The organism is Mesorhizobium sp. M7A.F.Ca.CA.002.05.1.1, from assembly GCF_003998335.1.
Taxonomy (GTDB): domain Bacteria; phylum Pseudomonadota; class Alphaproteobacteria; order Rhizobiales; family Rhizobiaceae; genus Mesorhizobium.
The window spans coordinates 1-2,290 of record NZ_RZQI01000925.1; the positions used below are offsets into that span (position 1 = coordinate 1).

Genomic DNA, 2,290 nt, shown 5'->3' on the forward strand with positions numbered 1-2,290 from the left:
TCGGGCCTCGACGGCTTCTTCGTCGCTCGCATGCGGCGAGCCGGCTAGCGATTGAATTGCCCGGATTTACTGACTTTTTGGGGTAGGATCGGGGGCAAAGCCAGGTGAACCGGCGTGGGGTCGTGGAATTCGCCTTCGCACGAATCGTGCAATCATGTAGACTCGGCGCCGGGGTAGAGGACGATCAGGAGGGGTTTTGGCACTTGCTGCCAGCAGCACGACGCGTCTGTGGACGCTTGTCGCGAAGGAGTTCTGGCGCAAAACGCGCCGGCGCCTGCGCGCCGGGCCTGTCTATCGCTGGCGCTATTCCGGCCGCACGCCGGAACGTGTGCTGATCGCGCCGCCGGACCTGCGCCTCGCCGACCCGCAGATCGCACTCGAGATCTATTACGGCCGCTATCCCCTGTCGGGGCATCTCGTCGAGACCGGCGGCAAGTCGCCTTTCCAGATCAGCGTGCCCAATCACGGCTGGCAGAAGACGCTGCACGGCTTTCGCTGGCTGCGCCATATGCGCGCCGCCGGCACCGAGCTTGCCGCCGCCAATGCCCGCGCCCTGGTCTCCGATTGGATCACCATGCATGGCAGCCATATTTCCGGCATCGCCTGGGAGCCCGGCACGACGGCCAAGCGCATCATCGCCTGGTTGCAGCACTCCTCGGTCGTATTGCAGGGCGCCGAGTTCCCTTTCTACCGCGCCTTCCTGAAATCGGTAGCCATCCAGATCCGCTACCTCAGGTCGATGGCGCGCGAAATGCCCGACGGCAAGGACAGGCTGCGGGCCCGCATCGCGCTCGCCTTCGCTGCCTTGTCCCTGCCGGCGCCGGCCTCGGCCCTGCGTGGCGCGACCCGCAATCTTGCCGAGGAACTCGACCGCCAGATCCTCGCCGATGGCGGGCATATTTCGCGCAATCCGATGGTTGTCCTGGAAATCCTCGCCGACCTTCTGCCGCTGCGCCAGACCTATGCCAACCAGGCGGAAACGCCGCCGCAGGCGCTGATCGGCGCCATCGACCGCATGCTGCCGGCGCTGCGCTTCTTTCGCCATCAGGATGGCAGCCTCGCCCGCTTCAACGGCATGGGCGCCACCATCCACGACCGCATCGCCACCATTCTGCGCCACGACGACACCGCCGGCGCGCCGCTGCTGCATGCGCCGCATTCCGGCTATGAGCGCCTGTCGATGGGCGGCACCACGGTCATCGCCGACACCGGCCCGCCGCCGCCGGTCGATGTGTCCAACGCCGCACACGCCAGCTGCCTTGCCTTCGAACTGTCGTCCGGCCGCCAGCACTACATCGTCAATGCCGGCATCGACACCTATGGCGCGGCTGAATTCCGGCCGCTGGCGCGCGCCACCGCCGCGCACTCGACCGCCACCATCAACGACACCTCGTCGGCGCGCTTCAGCCATTCGCTGCGTGTCAACGACCTGCTCGGTTCCCCGCTGATCGGCGGCCCGCAGCACGTGCAGTGCAAGCGCACCGACCAGAAGGGTGTTCAGGGCTTCATCGCCCGCCATGACGGCTATGTCCCGCGCTTCGGCTTCCTGCATGAGCGCGAGCTGAAACTGTCGGCGAACGGCAATGTGCTGGCTGGTCGCGACCGCTTCCAGCGGCCCGGCAATGCAGCGATCCGCAACAATGGCCGCGACTTCGTCACCGTCCGCTTCCATGTCCACCCCGACATCAACCTTTTGCAGGACGAGCATGACCGCCTGGTGCTGGCCGCCGATCAGGCCGATACCTGGGTGTTCACAGCAGCCGAAGTGGTGCCGGAAGTCGAGGAATCAATCTATTTCGCCGGCCTTGGCGGCCCACGCCGCAGCCGCCAGATCGTGCTTGCCTTCAAAGCCTCGGAAATCGCCGAAGTCCACTGGCAGCTGACGCGCACCAGCATCGCCGGTCATCCGGAAAACAACTGATCCTCCTGGCAGGGCTTCGAACGCAGGTTAACAAAAGGCCTGACGACAACCAGTTCGGCGGCATCGGCAGCTTGCGTCGGCAACGATAGGAATTTTTTCTTGACTCGGTGACCTCAGCTATGGTACAAATTCGCCCATGGTGCTGATTTGCGCCAGTGACCCGCCGCACAGGCGGGTTTTTCGTTTTAATACGGATTCGTTGCCTTGCCCCACCTGACCGCCGGTTTGATTTCCGGACGGCATGTGCTACGGGCGCGGGCATCCATCACACCAGTCGTGAAAGGCTGCCAGCCCATGGCCGTCGCCGCCAAGAACATTCCCGCACCAGACCTTGTTCCCGTGCGTCGCGCCCTGCTCTCCGTTTTCGAC

1 protein-coding gene is annotated in these 2,290 nt (G+C 64.9%); it reads left to right on the forward strand.

Annotated elements, in window-relative coordinates:
• Window positions 1-196 precede the first annotated feature (196 nt).
• A complete protein-coding gene (locus EN939_RS30615; protein ID WP_127271388.1) occupies window positions 197-1,921 on the forward strand; it encodes a heparinase II/III family protein in 1,725 nt (574 codons plus the stop codon).
• The last annotated feature ends 369 nt before the right edge of the window (window positions 1,922-2,290 follow it).